The sequence below is a fragment of the Paenibacillus aceti genome (assembly GCF_003614185.1).
In the GTDB taxonomy this organism is placed as follows: domain Bacteria; phylum Bacillota; class Bacilli; order Paenibacillales; family Paenibacillaceae; genus Fontibacillus; species Fontibacillus aceti.
In genome coordinates this window covers 3,753,430-3,771,200 of sequence record NZ_KZ987724.1, presented here as the reverse complement: position 1 = coordinate 3,771,200, position 17,771 = coordinate 3,753,430, and the positions used below count along the sequence as shown (strand labels likewise).

Below are 17,771 nucleotides of genomic sequence, written 5' to 3'. Positions count from 1 at the left end.
TAATTAGCCTCGACACCATTTTAATTGCAAAAAGTACACTTAAAATAACGTTTTTCCTAAAGGGTACAGGAATGAGTTATTTTAAGTGTACGGAATACATTTGTTGCCAGGTAGTTACGATAATTCGGGAATTTAAGTGTATGATTTGCAACTACCGGATTTACCGTCCCGCTTATTAAGTGCTTCGGATCTCACTTTTCACCATGTGCTCGATTTTTAAATACTGTTCTCTGGCGATACTGATAGAACGGGTCTTGCGCTGCAATTCATCCGCAATTCGTCTGCTGCGATTTCGCACATCATCGATCGCCCGCTGAAGCTGGCGAACTTGGCTCTGCACGTTGGATTCGCTATAAGAACGCGAGACATCAGCAGCAATACGCTCCGCATCACTCATAATCCGTCCGGTGGTGGACATGATTTCGTTATCCGCTCGTTTGAACCTCGTCTGCAAATGGTCGAGCCGATCCACACTGACCATAAGCAGGCCGCCGGAGATTCGTGACATTCCTTTTATCACCTTGCTGGCGAACTGCTTGATCCCCTTATAAGCTTGTTTGCCGAGGTCTTTGATTTTTCCCTTGGCCAGGGTGACCATCGATTTCATCTTGTCTTTATACTCGTGAACCTTGATACTGATCGTACTCTTGAGCTTGCCGTACAGGGTAGTAACCTTGTCAACGAGCTTATCCCAGGATTGCTTGATACCGTCCATGATTCGCCGATAGGCGGCGGCCAGCTTATCACAGAAGCTTCTCACCGTCTGGACGAGATTTTGGGCAAACTGAGCGATGTTTTTAGAAACCTGAACTGCAGTATCTTTGGCTTTTCCAGCCAGGCTCTTCATATGACCCTTGAGGCTTTCCCAGCCTTCCTTCAACCTGTCTACGAAGGCATGGAATGCCGCCTGGATTTTAGCGCCTAGCTCCCGTATCTTACCTCGGGCCTGATCCAGCTTGGTGACCAGCCAGTTGCCAATTTCCTTCGCCTTCGTTACCGAAGCGTCGATGAATTTACCGATGGCCGCTCGAGTTAATTTGACCGTATGCTTGATTCCCGCTTTCAGGCTGCTGATCGCATTCCCGGCCTTCTCCTTCATGTTTCCAAACCAGCCTTTGACCGTATCCACTGCGCGATTCCAGGTGTTTTTAGCGGCGTTGACCGCTTTTTTCGTGCCCTCGGCTACCCAGTTACTGAAGTTCTTGATTCCCTGAAACATTTTTTCTTTAAAATTCTGAAGCTTTTCCAGGGCGGCGTTTTTAAGGTCCGATACAAAGCTGCTGATTTTGTGCACCATCGTGTCCCATCCGTCCTTGATTTTTCCTGCGAAGGCGACGATGCTTGCAGCGATTTCCTTGGCCTTATCGGCAATCTGATTTCCTAAATTAGTTACAAAGGCGGCCAGCTTTTCGATGATGATAGGAGCCAGGATCATGCCGATTTCTTTTCCTAATTGAATCAGGTAGCCTAAATTCTCTGCATTGATCTTCAAATAACGAAAAAAGTCATCCATAAATTCGCGAGGCAGTACAACGGCACCCAGAAAGGCGGCTAGAAGCTTCCCAAAATCCATTCCTCCTTGGGCGGCCTTCTCCAGAAGATATCCCCCCAGATAGGGAAGTGTAATGATGGCGCTTCCCAGGGTGTGAAAACCGCTTGCTTTTTGAAACCCTTCGTTTCCGCTTTGCATTAAAGCTAGTAGTCCATCCATCGCATAGCTGCGATGCGGTTCTTTCATATGAGCGTTCAAGTAGATCGTCAAATCATTAATGAACCTCGGAATAGCTCCGGGTGTAGAAGTATCTCTTAATTGTCCATTAGCATCCAGAACGATGCCCGGGCTGTGGTTTCTAAGGAAGTCTTTTTGATAGTCAGTATCTATGTAGATCATTTTCCCGGCAACAGGAATCAGGAGACAATTTACGTAGTCATCTTCAGCGGAGATCGAGGTGATTTTATGTTTGTTCTGGTTGATCAGATCTTTATACTTCTCAACGAATTCTTTGGAGAAGCCTTGCCCATCCAAGGAGAGGACCCGATCCACCTTATCGGAGAGAATCCCGACATATTGAGCCTTATTGCCTCCCTTAGAGTGGCCGGTAACCGTAATATGGTTGTAGGGCAGACTCTCAATATACTCCAGGGCGCGCTTCTGCATCACCGTATCGGATAAATACCCGCCCGTCCCGTTATCATGCCACTCGAAGTCTCCCGCCGTACCGCGGAAGACCACCGTAGCATTATTGTTACTATCCACAAAGGTAGCCATCCGCGCGCCAACCTCTAACGGCTTCCCCTGCTGATTCACGACGATGTTTCCTTTTTGGTCGTACACGTGACCGACTTGGCCGTGTTTTATCGTCATATTCATCAACTGGGGATCTTTCTCAATCGCCTTCAGAATGGATATCCACTCTTGTTTGCTCATCATACCAGGGTATTCGACGGCCCCGTCTTTTATAGATTCACTTTTTTTGAGTCCATTAGAATATAACAGGTTGTCGACGATCATTGATACAGTTTGGCCGTCTTTATTAGCAACATCATTAAGATATATTAAGTTGTCTAATAGAATTAACTGACTTTCGCTTAATTCAGCCATCAACATCAACCTCCTTTCTGTTTTGTCTTATCTTCAACTCATGAGTAACCATGACGGACTTTTGGCTTCCTAGGAAGTACTCACTTTCATCCACTGCGTTTAATGCATTCAAATCTATTCCTTCAAATTTTTCGCCTTTAACGACATATAATCGAAGCATACCAACCATTTTTTTAGCTCTCATTTTCTTTGCCATGTCCACTAAGGTCGATTCTACATCTTGGCCTTTAACCGAATCCTCTTTGACAAAAATAACTGTATGGGACGAAACATTTTCATCTTCATTAACATACATTTGTTCAATACCACTATTCTTATTTAAACGATTTGGTAAAGTGCCCTCTCCAAAATCCGTATACAGTTTAAAATCCTCGTAGAAGTCACTAACAAAGTCAGAAATTACTGTTTCATACTTTTCACGGATATAAATTCCGAAATACCCGTCGCTAATATCATAAGTACCATCCTTATTAATCACGATGTGGACCTCAACGGAGTCCGATTTCGATCCACTCTTTGGATATACGTACATCGTATTGTAAGCATAAGCCCAACTACTACCGCTAAAAGATACCGGAACAAACTCTTCTCCATACTTCTCCTGTAGATGGGTTAACACTTTTTCCTTGACAACCTCCGGGGTAGGTTTGGTTTCTTCTGTTGTTTTTTTCTTACTCATACATCCGCTCACTCCTAAAATAATGATCATTCCTGCTAAAACAACGAGTAGTGTACGTGCTGCCCATTGATTCATCAGATCCCTCCCAACGCTGAATTGGAATAGCTATATGGTTCCATTTGTAGAATATCTCACCTCAGTTAGTTGTATATTCATACACTTATTTTCCGGGAAGATCCGGAATTCCTCTTATGTAAGTGTATTTAGTACATTTAAAATCACTCAAACCTGCTCAAGGCGGGGGAAATAGGATTTTAAGTGTATGTTTTGCAGTTAAAGCTACAATTGGCGCCGATAGGTTGCGGTTAAGTGTACTTTATGCAGTTAAGTAGCTCCATCAGGCAGGTAGTTCTCGTCAAGAATCAAGTTACTATAAGAGTCGAAGATAGTCGAAGTCAAATCGAAGGCGCTTCCTCATTTGCATCCCATGACTATCCCATTAGGACGAGGCATAATAGATCATAAGTGCAAATATGCAACTATATCACCGCTTTAGGCCTTCGATAGAGAGTATAAGTGTTTTTCTACAACTATTTGGCTGGGTTTGTGTGCGAATGAAGCTTTTTTAACTAAATAGTTGTATATCCGCAGCTATCTACTGACGGCGAACTCCTTTTTACGGGAATAAGTGTATTTATGCAATTAGTTGGGCGCGAAGTCGCTTCTACCTCTATCTCATCATTCAAGCTCAAATGCAGGAAGCTGGAAAGCTTGCTCCAATCGGCGGGCGACGGCCTGATCGAGGGTATCTTTCACGCGCTCGACTTCCTGATCCAATAGCTCATGAAGCTGTATCTGGAAACTGTCGATCAGGGACTCCGTATCGAAGCCTCCATCTGCCCGCTCCAGCGTAAAGAGAGCGACTCCCATTAGCACGGTCTGGACACTGTCGAAGGTATGCCCGATGAATTCAGCCGCTTCCTTCGTATACTTCTCCGCTACCTCTACGACCCGGTCATCATAGTCCTCATCCGGCAGTTTATCCAATTGGGCAGCCAGTTGACCGCGCTGGGACTCCAGCTTCCCTGCAGCATAACGTACGGTGTCGTTGATCGAACGGAGGAGCTTCTCTTGGGTAAGCTCGCCGACCTTCAAGAAGACAGAGTATACGCCGAGATCGGCGAGAATAACAGCTTCTTCCTCTTCCATCCCTGGAAAAAAGAGATTCCAGATCGCCGGTTCCACCGTTCCCACAGTATTGTAAAACCAGCTTACGAAGCGAGAGAACTCGCTTTGCTCTGAGACGACTAATCTGCCACCATCATCAAAGGCCAGCTTCCGAAACAGCGGAATGGTATCCGCCTCGGTACCGAGTTCATCGATCTCTTTTACAAATACGACCTTCTCCGTATATTCTCCTACCGGTGTATCCTCTCCCACATAATTGATGGCTCTGCCCGGGAGTTCCTCCATAGTAGGCGCGCCAAAAACAACCGCTTCCGCATCCAGCCTCTCCGCCAACAAGGCAGCATACCAGCCGCATTGACCCAGTCCAGTAAAGACGACCACAGCTTCAGCTGGCAATTGCTCCTGAATCGAATGCGCCGCGCCATCCACCACACTATCCAATGGAAGCGAAGGGATCTCTGAAACTGCGGATTTTCCAGGCTCTGATCCTACTACAATTACACCTTGCTGCTGCTCTTTGTTCAAGAGCAGAACCCAATTCACCAGGCGTTCATCGCCTGAGGATTGTGCCTGCAGCTCAAAGTCGGCATAGCTGGCGCTACCGAGAATAGCCTCAGCCAAGTCATCCAACTCTCGCGCCGTTAACGCAGGCTGCAAGCCGCGGACGACTTCCAATACACTCCCGGAGTGCTGCTGCGCTTGTAGTAAACCGCTATCCGCCAGCTCACATAACCATAAATATTGCTTATCATTCAGCATCACATTTGCTCTCCTTGTTTATTTTCGCTTGGCTTGCTCTTGCTCTTGTCTTTGCTGCTCCAGAGCTCTTCTGGCCTCCTCGGCCCGACGCCGCTCATCAGCGATCTGAACCTCGCGAGCCAGCCGCTCCAGCCCGGATTCGATACTGCGGATTTCCGTATACAATCTGGTGATCTCATTCCTGGTTTGCCCGGTATAATCATTCTTGAAGGCCGTGCCGGCTTTGCCTTTCCACCAGGAAGCGGCCTCTTGAATATCAGAATTCAGCTGTCTCTCGGACCGCTTCAGATCCGCTTCACCCTGCGAGGTCTTTCTGGCAGCAGAACGGATTTCACTCGAAGAATACACAATTCATTCCTCCCATTTTAATGGTTGACGGGTCTTAGACTTAACTTCCGCGATTTCATGGTATTCCGGTTTAAGGTTGGTTTTCACCACCTCCGCATTCAACAGCTGCTCAAGCAGGGCGATAACATCCGTACACTTCTCACCTTGCATACCTAACGTCTCCGCTTCAATCCTGCCATCTGGATAGAGCCGAATTTGCACCTTCTCCGCCATATCGCTCCTCCTCTAAAAATCAACTGTTCTTCCGCCACGCTTGAACCGGACATCATCGAACTCATCCATACTGGAGAGAATCCCGCCATGGGGGATAGCGAGCCCTTCATTCGTATACTCTTCGCGATCCTCCCTTGGAGTTGCCGCTACTGCACGGACGTTCGCCCATTCTCTTATGCCGCGGATTTGCTCCGCAAGCGTCACGGACAGAGGGATCGTATTCATAATCGCCCTCTCAAAATACTCCAGACGAACCGATGAATTCTCCGCATAGGCCTCGAACAGGGCATCGATCACCAATTGCTCAATCTCCGCGCCCACAAAGCCCTCGCATTTAGAGGATAGTAGATTCAGAATCTCATCGGTAAGTTCAAAGTCACCAGCCACCTCCGGATCTATTAAACGCTTGGAAATATGAACTTTCAGGATTTCCTTTCTCTCTTGCCGGGTAGGCAGGTCAACGAAGAAAATTTCATCAAACCGCCCCTTGCGCATCAGCTCCGCTGGCAGCTGGGAGATATTGTTGGCCGTTGCAATCACGAATACGGGACTGGTCTTCTCCTGCATCCAGGTGAGGAATTGCCCGAATACTCTGGCTGAAGTGCCGCTGTCCGAGCCTCCAGAATAACCGCTGAAGCCTTTCTCAATCTCATCAATCCAGAGGATGGAAGGGGAGATGGCCTCGGCGGTTTGGATCGCTTTTCGCATATTTTCCTCACTGCTTCCGACGATACCGCGGAATATCTTGCCCATGTCGAGCCGGAGTAAGGGCAGCTGCCACATGGAACTGATCGATTTACTGATCAAGCTTTTGCCGCAGCCCGGTACACCGGTAATTAGCACGCCCTTAGGAGCAGGTAGTCCGTATTTTCGCGCCGAATCCAGCCAGGATTTATTCCGCTTCGATAGCCAGCGCTTCAAATTTTCCAGACCGCCGACATCGGTCATTTTCAGGTCGCTGCGAATGAACTCCAGAATTCCGCTCTTTTTGATGATCTGCTCCTTCTCTTCCAGGACGATCTCCACATCCTGAGCCCCCAGCTTGCCGTCCTCAACGATAGCTCGTGCGAAGGCATTCTCTGCTTCTGACAGTGTCAGGCCGAGTGCAGCCTTGGCCAAGCGTTCCTTTCCTTCCTCATCAAGATCGATCTGAATCCGCCCGTTCTGCTCATTCATCTGAATCATTTGCTCCAGCACCGCCTTGATCTCCTCGAAGGAGGGCAATTCAAAATCGACAATCGTCACATCCTTCTGCAAATCCTCCGGCAGCGTCAGAAACGGAGAGGTGAAAATCACGTTGATCGGATGCTCGCTCCGCTTAATACTTGACAGCATGTCTCTTAGCTTGCGAATGATCAGATAATCCGGGGTGCGCCATTCACTGCCAAAGAACACATGGAAATCCTGCAAGACGAAGATACAGGGCTTATCGTATTTTTCTATATATTCCAGGGCTTTCAGCGGCTGCTTCGTGTCGTCCTTGGGCTGGCCCTTGCCGTCGATCAGTCCGCTCGTTACCCGCCACAGAATAACATCCCGCGTTGTCTTGATCAGCTCGGCGTCCTGAGCCACGTCACGGATCAAGGATAGAATCCGGTCCTCCTCCCAGGTTTGAATGTAAAGATAAGGGAATCTTGCTCGAAATAGATTGGCCAGGTGCTTTTTCGTTTTATGAGTAGCGTTCCTGGATGTCATAATTTCACTCCTTTTCATTAGACATCGACCCGGCGTCCATTGCCGGATGAGCTTAACTTCGTGGCAGAATCATCAGATGCATGGGATGTGTTAGATGTGTTGGCTGGATGAAGTGGATTAGCTTCGGTTTGCTGACTTTCGTTGGGGCTAGCATCATTCCCAGTGAAGCTTCGCATATTAGGTTCCGTCTTTATTTTGGGGGCTGGGGGCTTGAGTTGGGTCGGTGACGGAAAACTAGACGGTTGGAACTTGGCTTGGGCTTCCTGGCGCAATCGGTCTATTCTTTGCTGCTCTCGCGACTTTTCACCCGATTTGTATACATCCAGTTGAATCAGAAAAGCCGATCGTACCTTGATAGCATGTATGATGCTTACAATCCACAGTGTAATAGCGATGATCGCACTAACTCCTTCAGAGGTAGCGAATACTGCGATGGCGCCGCCTAAATAGACGAGCCCGTAAATGATCCAACGCCAGTTCTTTACCCGCAACCCGATGTACAAGAACGAAAGGAAGCTGGCTACTCCGAGAGGGAAGAGGGTCAGAAGAATCCACCAGCTCTGCAGGGTTTCCCAGCCTTTGCCCCGATTGGTATATGCTCTGAACATATCAATCTCCTTTATTGATTCAATATGTACGTCAGTTGGATCGAGCGATCCTTCAGCCGCTCCTCTTGTTCCAGGATTAATCCCTGGCTTTGCGCTCTTTCGAGCAAATTTTGATAAACCTGCTGCTGTAGTAGATCGGTATAGGAGTTCTCAACGTTGGAAAGCCATTCTTCATAGGCGGTCTGATTGGCAGTGTGAGGTAGAACGAGGGTGTAACAGCCGGTGTGGTTGCGTAGAAAAATAACTTCATCATGCCCTGAGGATGGAAAAGTAAGGTCTCCGATATCATCTAGGGTACGAAAAGAGCAATCCCAATCCTCTAACGCCTGCTTCAGAAGCGATTCATCCTTCATTCGGGTCTCCAGAATCAGGATATCGCTATCCTTATTCTCTAGCTTCCGGAATATCCCTTCCGCAATTTCCTTCGTCAATGCAATCGCAACGGGGATAAGCACAATTTCGACACTCATTCCTTGGCCTCCTTGCTTTGATAACCTAATTCCAACAGCAGCTCCAGATCGGAGATCCGGGCCATTCCGTTCGCAGTGAGGGTACCGTCTGGATGCAGCCGGATTTCCAGCTTATTGTCTATTGAAGATAATCTGTCCTCCAGCTGTTTATAGCGATCCGTGAGGAAACGGTACTGCTGATTGCGGGAACCGATCCAGGGGCGGCTTAGATCATGCAAGCTCTGAATATATGGCCCGTCGATGAGCAGGTCGGTCTGCTGCAGCAAGCGTCGCCATCCGCTATGCCCTGATCTGCGAAGCGTATCATAGTCATATCCTGAAAAGGTAACGACGGACAGATCCATTTCCCTGACCTTATGGGCGAGAATACTCAATCCATGGGCTTGACTGAACGGCTCGCCGCCGAGCAAGGTGATCCCTTCCAGCTCGGGGGATGACTTCAGCTCCGCCTTAATATCCTGGACGATATCTTCGATGCTGCGAATTTCTCCGCCCTGCCTATCCCAAGTATGGGGGTTGAAGCACCCCTCACATCGAATTGGACAGCCTTGTACCCAGATCGCATAACGCAGACCGGGCCCTTCGACCTTCGTTCTCGCGACGATTCTGGATATCCGAATTGTAGACACGCTATGCACCAGCCTTATAAGGATTTGGACAATCTATTGGAAAAAGAGGGTTTGGATTAATTTTACTATAAATCCAGTCTTAAATATATATAACTTCCTAATTTATGGGGAAATGGGGGAGGGGGGACCTACAAGAAGAAGCCATCCTTAGGATGGCTCTTATATAATGGTTCATATTAATGAAAATATGATGACTTGGCCGCTGCGTTCTGTTCGGCTTGTACCTGCTCAATACTGCGGATCACCTTATGGCGGAGCTCTGAGTTCACAGGCTGACCATAGGATAGCTCCATGGCCCATAGAACTGCGCCTGCTGCCGGAGGCACCTGCAGGAAGATATAGCGGCAATGATAAGGAGAAGCCCAGCCGGACATATAATGTTTGTACCTCTCGAATAGCAGCGGGCTCTCGGCCTTGATCCATACCGATCCGGCGAGGACGATATCGATCTCGGTCTCTTCGCTGAAATCAAGATTGCTCAGGCAGCCTGCGGTGGAGCGGGCCAATTGCTCGGCGGTCTGATCGATAACGCGGATAGCGGCGGCATCGCCTTGATCTGCGGCCGCGAACAGGATTCGCATTAGCTCTGTATTAGGGAGGTTCCGCTTCGTGGCTCCTTCAACGACAGTCTCGATGAATCTCGACTTCTCGCTTACCTGCATCAGCTCCATGACCGGAGCGGTCATGCTGGTGTCCGGGCCCATCCGGTAGAAGGAATCATAGACCGTGCGCAGCACCCTGCGCGCCAGATAGAAGCCGCCCGCTTCATCGCCGGACAGCTCGCTGCCGACACCGCCGACTTGCAGCCGGTCCCCAGCCTTGGTGATGCCGCCGGTGGACATGCCGGAGCCATTGATAGAGCAGATGCCATATCCTTTCTCACTGCCAGCCTTGATGCCGAGGAAGGAATCATTATCCACGGCATAATTACGGAAGCCCAGCCGTTCTATTACGCCGTTAAGCTGCTCCTTCTGGGGAGGAATATCGGCTCCGGCCAGCCCGAAGGCGGCAGCCTGCAGCTGTTCTATTCCCAGACCATGGGGAAGGAGCAATTCATTCAGATGCTGCTGCATGATCCGGAATGTGCTGGCATAGGCATCGGCGAACCGTTCATGGCTGCAGGTTCCTGTGCGAAGATGATCGATATAATTGCCCTGGAGATCGAACAGATAATAATCCGTTTTGCTATTGCCCCCATCGACACCTATAATGTAATTATTGCTTGTACTCATCTGCTGTCTTCCTTGAAAAATTGCGGTAAATAGGCTTTATGGGCCTGTTTGAGCTCCTGGAAGCAGCTATGGGCAGCATCGTAATCGCCGACGAGAGGGTTCATTACTAGTGCGCGCATCGCCGCGTCCTCACTTCCGCTGACTGCGGCGGCGACAGTCTCGCGTTCATAGGCCTTGACCATACGCATGTAGTCGATAATATGACGATTGTCGAAATTCTCGATTCCAATCGGCTTGGCCCCGTCCTTGCCGACGATGGCGCATACCTCGATGGCATCATTGTCCTCCATGAAGTCGAGCGCGCCGTGATTCAGCAGATTGACGACATGGACTTCTTGTTTATCATTATAAATCGCATCTACCAGGCTGATCGCTACTTCGGAATAGTTAGCTCCGCCCCGGGTGGATAGCAGCTCAGGCTTGGTGTGCAGCTTGGAGTCCGCATAGATCTGCAGTAATTCTTCTTCGATCTGTATACATTTCTCGCCCCGCGTTAGTTCGCTCTCTTGAACGAATTTCAGCTTCTTATTCTTGAAATAGTAGTATTCGAGATAGGAGGAAGGAATGGCGCCTACGGTTTGGATCAGCTCTTTGCTGAAGCCGCTGGACGGAATATTCTTCATCGCCTCACTGTTCAGACCCATTTCGAGCGCTGCTTCGAGATAATCCTTGCCATCCTGCCTGATTGAAGTAATCCAGCTCAGATGATTCAGCCCGACATAAGTGAATTCAGGATGGTCTAAATCGAGAGCTTCGCGAATGCTCTTGAACATATTAAAGGGCACATTACATAGGCCAAGCATCTTGACCTCGCTATGATTCAATAACGCTTCGGTAATAATCCCGGCCGGGTTAGAGAAGTTGATCAGCCAGGCGTCAGGGCAGAGTTCCTTCATCCGCTCCGCGATGTGCAGCATCGCCGGGATCGTGCGCATCGCCTTGAAGAAACCGCCGATCCCGCAGGTCTCCTGACCGATCAGATTATATTTCAGGGGAATTTTCTCATCGAGCACTCTGGCAGGCAGCTTGCCTACCCGGATTTGCCCCAATACAAAGTCAGCATCTCGCAGCGCTTCATCCAGATCCTGCGTCATGGTTATGCGGCAGGGGAGCTGCTCGGCCTCAATCATGCGCTTACATAGCTGGCCGACAATGTCCAGCTTTCGGGCATCGATATCCATGAACACCAGCTCACTGACGGGCAGGACGTTTTTGCGCTTGATAATCCCTTCGATCAGCTCAGGGGTGTACGTACTTCCGGAACCAATAATGGAGATCTTTAGCTTCTGAGTCATTTGAAATCCTCCTATGCTTTTGATGTAGAGCTCCAACATTATCATCGCCGTCATTATAGCATGTTGTTGACAAATTCGACAATAATATTTCGCAAATAAATGTTATAATGAATTATGTTTTTGAAATATTATTTCAATAAAATTAAAGAAATTGCCAATTGTTTTGGGGTGATCAACTTGTATTCTCGCTGAAAAGCACTTAAGATAGGGGCAAGTCTAGCAACGCCAGAGTTATAGCTCAAAGTTCGTCACATAAATTAAACAAGGTAAGTGGGGAGTATTACATGGCGATAAATGATAATATTCTGATCAAAATTCGTGAGATGAAAGATAATTTAACTCCGGTAGAGAGAATGGTGGCTGAGTATATTCTGGCTAACACGGAGGAAATCCCGCATCTCTCTATCAAAAGCCTCGCTCAGCTCAGCAAGACGAGCGATGCTTCCGTACTGCGTTTCTGCAAAACGATGGGATATAGCGGGTACCGGAACTTCATCGTCAGCATTTCGGCGGCACTGGGCTCGATCGATGATGAGCAGAAGGATGTCTATACGGACATCCAGCCGGGGGATGACCTGTTCACGATCATTTCGAATATTTCACATAACAACATCAAGTCGATTGAAGATACACTTAGCGTCATCGACCGGAATGAAGTAGCACGGGCGGTGAAGGTACTGCGCTCCAGTAATCGCATCGTATTCTTCGGCATCGGCGCCTCGGGGCTGATCTGTATGGACGGGGAGCAGAAATTTTCCAGGATCAATAAAATGTGTCATGCATATACGGACGGGCATAGCCAGCTCACCGCCGCCACCTTGCTCGGCAAGGGGGATGTAGCGATCTTCGTCTCGAACTCCGGGGATACGGTAGAGATTCTGGAGACGCTGGAGATCGCCAAGAAGAATAATGTGTCGACGATTGCCCTTACTCGTTACAGCAAGAGCGAGCTGGCGGATAAGGCCGATATTCTGCTCGGTATCACTACTCCAGAGATTACGATGCGCAGCGGAGCGATGGGCTCGCGGATCGCCATGCTGACCGTGATCGATATTCTGTTCGCCGGCGTAGCCAGCGCAGAATACAAGAATGTGAAGAAATATTTGACCAAGACGCATAATATACTAGCTAGTAAGCACCGCAGCCGCAAATAAGCGACATTGAGAGATATAGAGCTAAGCCGGTTTTAGCTGTGAAGCGTGTGAGGCAAGACTAACAGAAAATGAGGAATGGTGTGAAGCACATGCCGCTTTGATCAGGGATCGTTGGCGATTCTTGTAATCAGAGCGGCATTATTTATTTTTAGATAGAAAGGAAGAGGTGCGATGAGTGGTTTTGAGGTCAAAATGAACCAATGGCTTAACGATCAACTCGCTGCAGAACAAAATCCGAGAAGACGCGAGATGCTTCAAAAGGAGCTTGGACACGGTACGAGGGAGTTTTTGAGGAAGATATGGTACCCGGCTATAGGGAACTTTAACCACTTATATGCGGAGTGGGAGGTGCGGGATTATGGCAGCCGTTATCGTTATCTGGATCTGGCCTATATGCCCGGCGGAGCCAAAGGCTGCATCGAAATCCACGGATATCGGTCCCACGCGAGAGATATTGAAGCATGGCGATTCAGAGATTTGTGCAAGAAACAGGCTTACCTTGTACTAGACGATTGGTTGTTCCTGCCTGTTGCCTATTTGTCGATTGAGGAAGAGCCAGAGGTGATCCAGCAGATGGCACTATCCTTTGTCGGTAAGTTTGTGTCCTTGTCAACGAGTCCTTCACTTAGCTGGGTTGAAGCAGAGACTCTACGCTTTGCGCGTGGGGTCATTCGGCCTTTCCGATCCGAAGAGCTCGCCTCGCACCTGAATCGATCCGATAGACAGGCGAGGCGTATTTTGAATGAACTTGTGAAAATGGACGTGTTGTCTGTTCACAATAAACAACAACGCTATTGTACCTATCAAGTGGTCAAAAATGACCGTTAGAGCAGGAAAAAAGCCACTTTTCAATCTTAACGGACATTAATGACCGTTAGCAGAGAGAACCCCCCCTTTTTTTGGGTAGCCCCCCTTCTAACGGACATTTATGACCGTAAGGAGGTCAAAGTATCCGAAGATTGGCTGTAACGGACATTAATGACCGTTAGGAGAGAAAACGGGTCCTTTTTTGAGTCAGCCCTCCTTCTAACGGACATTTATGACCGTAAGGAGGCCGAAGTATCCGAAGATTGGCTGTAACGGACATTAATGACCGTTAGGAGAGAAAACGGGTCCTTTTTTGAGTCAGCCCTCCTTCTAACGGACATTTATGACCGTAAGGAGGCCGAAGTATCCGAAAATAGGCTGTAACGGACATTAATGTCCGTTAGACCAGATCGAGTTCGAACACAGGCTGCAAGCGAGAGATGCCTGACCCTGCGATACTGAATTAAAAACACAAAATATTATTACATATTAAAATTTTATTACAAAAACTATTGACGAAACGGTAGGCGCTCATTTAAGCTTATGCTAAGAGTGAGAGTTCAAAAAGAACAACAGCACCGCAGTTATGACTCCGCTAGGCGCTTTCTTAAAAACGCTTTCAGCCGGATAAGGTTTGGGTCTGGGTAGCGGGCTTTTTGAACGATATCTAAGAAATGGAGATTGAGACCATCAGTGAGGAGAAGGGATCAGCTATGGAACAATACTTTGCAGAACTGACCACAGAGAGAGTCAACCCCCACACACAGATGATTGACGAATGTACAACCGAAGAGATGCTTCATCTGCTCAATCAGGAGGATGCCAAGGTTCCAGCTGCCGTGGCTGCGGAAATTCCTCAAATCACGAAGGCGGTGGATATTCTATACCGTTCACTTAAGAACGGTGGAAGAATGTTTTATATAGGCGCAGGTACTTCCGGAAGACTGGGAGTGTTGGATGCCTCAGAATGTCCACCTACTTTCGGAGTAGACCCTTTGCTAGTGCAGGGGCATATTGCCGGAGGTGATATAGCTTTAAGGGTGGCTGTAGAAGGATTTGAAGATAGTGCAGAGGAGGGGATTGCCTTAATCGAGCGGGTTGGTGTGACCGCGCAGGATGCTGTCATCGGCATCTCAGCGAGCGGCTCGGCCAGCTTCGTCATCGCCGGTCTGAAGCGGGCGGCCGAATTGGGCGCTACGACGATCGGGGTAGTCAATAACAAGGGCTCCAGACTGGAAGCGGTATGCGATATATGTATCTCTCCAGTCGTAGGGCCGGAAGTGATTATGGGCTCGACCCGATTGAAGGCCGGTACAGCTCAGAAGCTCGTACTTAATATGCTGACAACATGCACGATGGTCAAACTGGGGAAGACATACAACAATTTAATGGTAGATTTGAAGGCCAGCAACAAGAAGCTCTACGACCGTTCGATCCGCATCATCCAGTTCGCAACGGGAGTAGATCATAACACGGCCGGCGAATACTTGCAGAAGGCGTCCATGAGCTGCAAGCTGGCGATTCTGATGATCAAGACGGGCCTCGATGCCAGTAAGGCAGAGCAGGTGCTTCAGGAATGTGAAGGAAATTTAAAGCTAGCCATTCGCACTACAAACCACGTAGTTTAGTATGAAATTCCAGGGGGAGGATTTTTGAAATGAGAAGAATGCGTGTTCTGGCATTAGTCTTGGCTCTAACCATGGCCTTGACGGCATTAACGGCTTGCGGTTCATCCGGTAAAGGCAATTCCGGCAAAGATAATACAGCCGCTAACAACACAACCAACGCAGCCAATTCAAATGAGGCTACTAATAACAATTCCGGTTCGGAAGAGAAAGATACAATTACAGCACTGCTTCCGCCTGTTTCGGGCAATTTCCAGAGTATGTTCGCAGAGATGGAGAAGGAATTCAGTGCGCTCTATCCGAACCTGACGCTGAAGATCGAGCCTGCCAGCTGGGAGGATATTACACAGAAGCTGGATACACAAGTGAATGCCGGTAGCCCTCCGGATATCGCCTTTATCGGCTCGGACGGCATTTCGAAATATCTGCAGCAGAATATGCTGATGGATCTGACCGATACCGTCACTCCAGAAATGGTCAATGACTATGACAAGACCCCGCTGGAGTATATGAAGAGAGGCGACGGGCTGTATGGCTTCCCGGCTTATATGGAAGTGCATGCGCTCGGTGGCAACCGGGAATTTCTTGAACAGGCCGGCATAGACTGGAAGAACGTACAACAGAATGGCTGGACCTTCGAAGAGTTCCGCGAAGCGATCAAGAAGGGTGTTGTTAAGGAAGGCGATAAGACGAGTCGCTATGGCTTCGTATTTGCTACCGCTGGTGTTACAGGCAAGGACTATTTGAATATCCTGATCAAAAACGCCGGTATGCCCGCTCCATTCGATAAGGATTTGAAGTTCGCTTACACGAGCAAAAATTATCTCGAAGTATTGAAGGCTGTACGCATGCTGATCGATGACGGCTCCATGCCGAAGGAGCTTAGCTCGGTAGACGCCGGGAAACGCTGGAATATGTTCCTGACCGGGCAGACGATGATTACAGGTAAAGGCCTGGCTACGTTCGAGAATAACGCTAATCAGAATAACGAGAAAATTAAGGCTAATGATGGAAGCGCTGTCACTGGTAGTATTCCGGTAGAATATATCGTTCTGCCAGTGCCAACCTTCCTTGGTGAAGAGCCGATTTCCAGTACCGTTGTTGACGGATATGTGACCTTCCGTGGCAAGAAGGAGCCGACGCCAGAGCATAAAGCCAATGTAGTCAAGGCTGCGTATTTCCTGGCTAGCGGCAAGGTTGCTGCAATGACGAACAATGACCTGTTCGCTGCCCACATTACAGAGAGCGGCAGAGAAGCTGCTAAGAGCATGGATATCAACCGTAACCCAGACAACGTGGCAGCTGTAGAGAAGCTTCTCTCACACGCTAACCCGCCGCGGCCGGATATCCCGTCCGATCTTGGCGCCAAGGCGATCAAGCTTGAGGATGAAGTCATCGTTCCTAAGCTTCAGGCTTTGCTTGCAAATGAGATTACTCCGGAAGATATGTATGAAGCGGTGAAAGCCGCAGCCATCAAGGCCTTTGGAGAAGATGGTATCGTGAAGGATTAATACTCTTAGCTCGGGTAGCCGTATGACTTGTTCATAGGGCTGCCCGGGTCATTTTGGCAAAACGGTTGGAAAAGGAGCTAAGACATATGAGCCAATTAGCAAAAGTACCGTCGACGACAAAAGTGGCCAGAAAACGAAAATGGAGAGGCGATAATGGATGGGGCTATGCCTTTATCGCAGTGGCACTCGTAGTCTTTGCGATGTTTACGGCTTATCCCGTGGTCAGCGCTTTTATTATCAGCTTTCAGGAATATCGCCCGTTGGGCTCTGTGTTCATCGGTTTTGAGAACTATGTGAATACCTTCTCGGACGCTCTGTTCTGGAAGTCGATTCGAAATACGATTGTCTATACGGTGCTAACCGTACCGTTCACCTTATTTCTGTCTTTTGCGGTGGCAATTCTGATCCTTCCTCTGAAGAAGCGGACACAGACCGCCTTCAAGGCGATCTATTATTTGCCCGCAGTCGCTTCAGGGGTAGCTCTGTCCGTCGTCTGGCTGTGGATCTTCGATCCGATGCCGAGCGGGATCCTCAACAAGCTGCTCCATGTGTTTGGCCTTTCCAATATGAACTGGCTGGGGGCTAGCTCGACAGCGATGTTCTCCCTGGTGCTGATGGCCTGGCTGTCAAGCCATGGTACGAGCATCATCATATATTTAGCCGCTTTGCTAGGGATTGATGAGAGCTATTATGAAGCTGCCGATCTGGATGGAGCCAATTTTCTGAAAAAGCTATGGTATATCGTTATTCCTTTTTTGAAGCCTACAACTTTATTCCTGCTCGTTACGGGCGTAATCGGATCTTTCCAGGTGTTCCAGAACGCCTATCTGATGACCGGCGGTGGTCCGGATAATGCGACGACGATGGTCGGTTTGCTTATTTTCAACAACGCGTTTAAGTACTTCGAATTCGGTAAGGCAGCGGCTCAATCCTTGATTCTGGCTGCAATTATCGCCAGCATTTCCTTTATTCAATTCAAATTCTTCGGCAAAAATATCGAATACTAATAGGAGAGG

At 48.6% G+C, this 17,771-nt stretch carries 16 protein-coding genes; 5 read left to right on the top strand and 11 right to left on the bottom strand.

All coding sequences use genetic code 11. The features are described from left to right. Nucleotides 1–175: 175 nt before the first annotated feature. The 11 genes from BFJ94_RS16945 to BFJ94_RS16895 all read right to left on the bottom strand — a co-directional run bounded on the left by BFJ94_RS16945 (nucleotide 176) and on the right by BFJ94_RS16895 (nucleotide 11,658). Nucleotides 176–2,602 (bottom strand): Mbeg1-like protein, encoded by a 2,427-nt coding sequence (locus BFJ94_RS16945; RefSeq protein ID WP_162944312.1) that lies wholly within the window; start codon nucleotides 2,600–2,602, stop codon nucleotides 176–178. Further along, nucleotides 2,595–3,356, bottom strand: a complete 762-nt coding sequence (locus BFJ94_RS16940) for a hypothetical protein (RefSeq protein WP_120463714.1) — start codon at nucleotides 3,354–3,356, stop codon at nucleotides 2,595–2,597. Before BFJ94_RS16940 ends, BFJ94_RS16945 begins: the two co-directional genes overlap by 8 nt. 603 nt (nucleotides 3,357–3,959) lie before the next feature. Continuing rightward, nucleotides 3,960–5,168: a hypothetical protein gene (locus BFJ94_RS16935; RefSeq protein WP_120463713.1), complete on the bottom strand. Its 1,209-nt coding sequence runs from the start codon at nucleotides 5,166–5,168 to the stop codon at nucleotides 3,960–3,962. An 18-nt stretch (nucleotides 5,169–5,186) separates the two neighbouring features. Further along, nucleotides 5,187–5,516: a WXG100 family type VII secretion target gene (locus BFJ94_RS16930; protein WP_162944311.1), complete on the bottom strand. Its 330-nt coding sequence runs from the start codon at nucleotides 5,514–5,516 to the stop codon at nucleotides 5,187–5,189. A 3-nt stretch (nucleotides 5,517–5,519) separates the two neighbouring features. Further along, on the bottom strand, nucleotides 5,520–5,729 hold the full coding sequence (locus BFJ94_RS16925) for a DUF2997 domain-containing protein (RefSeq protein WP_120463711.1): 210 nt from the start codon (nucleotides 5,727–5,729) through the stop codon (nucleotides 5,520–5,522). Between the two features lie 12 nt (nucleotides 5,730–5,741). Beyond that, nucleotides 5,742–7,424, bottom strand: a complete 1,683-nt coding sequence (locus BFJ94_RS16920; RefSeq protein ID WP_120463710.1) for a Ycf46 family AAA ATPase — start codon at nucleotides 7,422–7,424, stop codon at nucleotides 5,742–5,744. A 17-nt stretch (nucleotides 7,425–7,441) separates the two neighbouring features. Then, complete coding sequence (locus BFJ94_RS16915; RefSeq protein ID WP_120463709.1) at nucleotides 7,442–8,032, bottom strand: hypothetical protein; 591 nt, start codon at nucleotides 8,030–8,032, stop codon at nucleotides 7,442–7,444. A gap of 11 nt (nucleotides 8,033–8,043) precedes the next feature. Further along, a complete protein-coding gene (locus tag BFJ94_RS16910) occupies nucleotides 8,044–8,502 on the bottom strand; it encodes a hypothetical protein (RefSeq protein WP_120463708.1) in 459 nt (152 codons plus the stop codon). Beyond that, nucleotides 8,499–9,131, bottom strand: a complete 633-nt coding sequence (locus BFJ94_RS16905) for a 4Fe-4S single cluster domain-containing protein (protein WP_229717104.1) — start codon at nucleotides 9,129–9,131, stop codon at nucleotides 8,499–8,501. Before BFJ94_RS16905 ends, BFJ94_RS16910 begins: the two co-directional genes overlap by 4 nt. A gap of 176 nt (nucleotides 9,132–9,307) precedes the next feature. Further along, nucleotides 9,308–10,363 (bottom strand): N-acetylglucosamine kinase, encoded by a 1,056-nt coding sequence (locus BFJ94_RS16900; protein WP_120463706.1) that lies wholly within the window; start codon nucleotides 10,361–10,363, stop codon nucleotides 9,308–9,310. After that, nucleotides 10,360–11,658: a 6-phospho-beta-glucosidase gene (locus BFJ94_RS16895; RefSeq protein WP_120463705.1), complete on the bottom strand. Its 1,299-nt coding sequence runs from the start codon at nucleotides 11,656–11,658 to the stop codon at nucleotides 10,360–10,362. Before BFJ94_RS16895 ends, BFJ94_RS16900 begins: the two co-directional genes overlap by 4 nt. Before the next feature lie 284 nt (nucleotides 11,659–11,942). On the opposite strand from BFJ94_RS16895, the gene BFJ94_RS16890 reads away from it, so the two are divergent. The 5 genes from BFJ94_RS16890 (at nucleotide 11,943) to BFJ94_RS16870 (ending at nucleotide 17,762) form a co-directional block, all read left to right on the top strand. Further along, complete coding sequence (locus BFJ94_RS16890; protein ID WP_120463704.1) at nucleotides 11,943–12,812, top strand: MurR/RpiR family transcriptional regulator; 870 nt, start codon at nucleotides 11,943–11,945, stop codon at nucleotides 12,810–12,812. Between the two features lie 171 nt (nucleotides 12,813–12,983). Beyond that, nucleotides 12,984–13,640 carry a transcriptional regulator gene (locus BFJ94_RS16885; protein WP_120463703.1) on the top strand — a complete coding sequence of 219 codons (657 nt, stop codon included), beginning with the start codon at nucleotides 12,984–12,986 and terminating at the stop codon, nucleotides 13,638–13,640. A gap of 692 nt (nucleotides 13,641–14,332) precedes the next feature. After that, nucleotides 14,333–15,247 carry an N-acetylmuramic acid 6-phosphate etherase gene (gene murQ, locus BFJ94_RS16880; RefSeq protein WP_120463702.1) on the top strand — a complete coding sequence of 305 codons (915 nt, stop codon included), beginning with the start codon at nucleotides 14,333–14,335 and terminating at the stop codon, nucleotides 15,245–15,247. 29 nt (nucleotides 15,248–15,276) lie between these two features. Further along, a complete protein-coding gene (locus BFJ94_RS16875; protein WP_120463701.1) occupies nucleotides 15,277–16,755 on the top strand; it encodes an ABC transporter substrate-binding protein in 1,479 nt (492 codons plus the stop codon). A gap of 86 nt (nucleotides 16,756–16,841) precedes the next feature. Then, entirely contained in the window at nucleotides 16,842–17,762 is a 921-nt protein-coding gene (locus BFJ94_RS16870; protein WP_120463700.1) for a carbohydrate ABC transporter permease, read from the top strand. Nucleotides 17,763–17,771: the final 9 nt, after the last annotated feature.

What these genes read in the sequence shown, in the direction of transcription:
- BFJ94_RS16935 (WP_120463713.1), bottom strand. Translation starts at nt 5,168, where the DNA reads ATGCTGAATGATAAGCAATATTTATGGTTATGTGAGCTGGCGGATAGC.
- murQ (WP_120463702.1), top strand. Translation starts at nt 14,333, where the DNA reads ATGGAACAATACTTTGCAGAACTGACCACAGAGAGAGTCAACCCCCAC.
- BFJ94_RS16910 (WP_120463708.1), bottom strand. Translation starts at nt 8,502, where the DNA reads ATGAGTGTCGAAATTGTGCTTATCCCCGTTGCGATTGCATTGACGAAG.
- BFJ94_RS16920 (WP_120463710.1), bottom strand. Translation starts at nt 7,424, where the DNA reads ATGACATCCAGGAACGCTACTCATAAAACGAAAAAGCACCTGGCCAAT.
- BFJ94_RS16875 (WP_120463701.1), top strand. Translation starts at nt 15,277, where the DNA reads ATGAGAAGAATGCGTGTTCTGGCATTAGTCTTGGCTCTAACCATGGCC.
- BFJ94_RS16900 (WP_120463706.1), bottom strand. Translation starts at nt 10,363, where the DNA reads ATGAGTACAAGCAATAATTACATTATAGGTGTCGATGGGGGCAATAGC.
- BFJ94_RS16870 (WP_120463700.1), top strand. Translation starts at nt 16,842, where the DNA reads ATGAGCCAATTAGCAAAAGTACCGTCGACGACAAAAGTGGCCAGAAAA.
- BFJ94_RS16925 (WP_120463711.1), bottom strand. Translation starts at nt 5,729, where the DNA reads ATGGCGGAGAAGGTGCAAATTCGGCTCTATCCAGATGGCAGGATTGAA.
- BFJ94_RS16915 (WP_120463709.1), bottom strand. Translation starts at nt 8,032, where the DNA reads ATGTTCAGAGCATATACCAATCGGGGCAAAGGCTGGGAAACCCTGCAG.
- BFJ94_RS16945 (WP_162944312.1), bottom strand. Translation starts at nt 2,602, where the DNA reads ATGGCTGAATTAAGCGAAAGTCAGTTAATTCTATTAGACAACTTAATA.
- BFJ94_RS16890 (WP_120463704.1), top strand. Translation starts at nt 11,943, where the DNA reads ATGGCGATAAATGATAATATTCTGATCAAAATTCGTGAGATGAAAGAT.
- BFJ94_RS16940 (WP_120463714.1), bottom strand. Translation starts at nt 3,356, where the DNA reads ATGAATCAATGGGCAGCACGTACACTACTCGTTGTTTTAGCAGGAATG.
- BFJ94_RS16895 (WP_120463705.1), bottom strand. Translation starts at nt 11,658, where the DNA reads ATGACTCAGAAGCTAAAGATCTCCATTATTGGTTCCGGAAGTACGTAC.
- BFJ94_RS16885 (WP_120463703.1), top strand. Translation starts at nt 12,984, where the DNA reads ATGAGTGGTTTTGAGGTCAAAATGAACCAATGGCTTAACGATCAACTC.